The following is a 1,458-nucleotide window of genomic DNA, read 5'->3' as shown; positions in this document are numbered from 1 at the left end:
AAAGGGAGTGGACGATTTCTTTCTGTCATTATGCATATTGCTCCAACCGGTAGTTGGAGCAATATGCATAATTCCGCCGGTATTATTCATTTTTTAATAGCAGCCAGTATGAATTAATTCATTGGTTTAATTATTTGTAATCGATATTTACGGTAATTTTTGTATTAGCTTTCCCCGGAGTGATGGTATTACCTGTCTGGTAATAACGTGCAGCCAGGGGAATACTGACCGTGTTACGGCCATCCGTTGGAGCAGTAAGATCCCAACTCGTACCCGCTGTCCATAGATTTTGGGGGGGAGTTGCCGCCGCATCCACGCTGGTCGAATAGCCCATTTGCACACCTACACCTGTTGCCGCATCAGCTCCGGAATCTAAGCTAATAATATTATTAGTAACAGAATTTGCAGGCGTCAGCGAAACAGTAAAAATATTGGCGTCACGAGGGCTTTCAGCGACTGTGCCTGAATCCTTAATATATTGCGTAGAATTAAGACCACCCCCGTAGTAGTTTGTAAATGCTGGACAGTTTTGCATCACAATGGAAGCGTCCTTCCAGGCTGTGGTAGTCCCTATTGCCGTAAATTTTGATACATCATAGCTACCAAGATTCACTGTGACATCCGGGGTGGTACAGGTCTGAGTGACAAAGCTGATGCTGCCTGTAAACGTCGCTGTCTGCATCGTGAATGGTAATCCGGAATATCCTGTTGTCGCCGGGAAATAGAGCTCAATACCTGGAATTTTTGTTGCATCAACAACCGCCCCTGAAGGAATATCCCCGGTTTTAATTAAAGAAACATCGACCGTTGTCAGCATGACCTGAGAACCTTGCGAAGCATACTTGAAACTTCCGTATGGCATAGGGGCAGATTTTGAAAAATAGCCATTACCTCCCCCCAGCTGTGAAGACCACAGAACGACGCCCACACCGGGAACATTCGTTGGGTAAACGGGCTTGCCTCCAATTATCGTGGGAGCCCCCAGAGGTTCATTAGCCACCCCCCAGTAGCTGGTCAGATCAAAAGGGCCATCACAATACACGCCAGGATTTGTGCTGACCTGCATCTTTAAGCGATAAATAGTGCTTCCCGTTGGCATATCGTTACCGGCATAGGAAACCGTTGGGCTGATGTTAACGGCCTGGGTGATTAATGGGTCATGCCTCTGACACGCCACATCAGCCCATACATTCTGGCTGAAGAACAGTACGCCCGTCAGCAATATTAGCAAGCGTGAAAAGATGGCCATTCGCTTAGCTAATCCCCATTGGTTATTATTTATAATCATGTTCATTCTCTTCCTTATCCTCACTTCATCCGCGCCTTTTGCTCAGGCACCAGTGTCTTCGGTGTTATCCTGCAACTAGTTGTAATTTTTCAGCAAAGGGAGTGGACGATTTCTTTCTGTCATTATGCATATTGCTCCAACCGGTAGTTGGAGCAATATGCATAATTCCG

Annotated in this window: 1 protein-coding gene; it reads right to left on the bottom strand. The window is 46.2% G+C overall.

Annotation, left to right across the window (positions count from 1 at the left end):
• Positions 1-130: 130 nt before the first annotated feature.
• Positions 131-1,294, bottom strand: coding sequence for a fimbrial protein (locus tag CRO87_RS22235; protein ID WP_097165054.1), 1,164 nt, complete (start codon positions 1,292-1,294; stop codon positions 131-133).
• Between the last annotated feature and the right edge of the window lie 164 nt (positions 1,295-1,458).

The organism is Enterobacter sp. CC120223-11, from assembly GCF_900215375.1.
Lineage (GTDB): Bacteria > Pseudomonadota > Gammaproteobacteria > Enterobacterales > Enterobacteriaceae > Scandinavium.
This window is presented reverse-complemented; position numbering and strand designations above follow the sequence as displayed.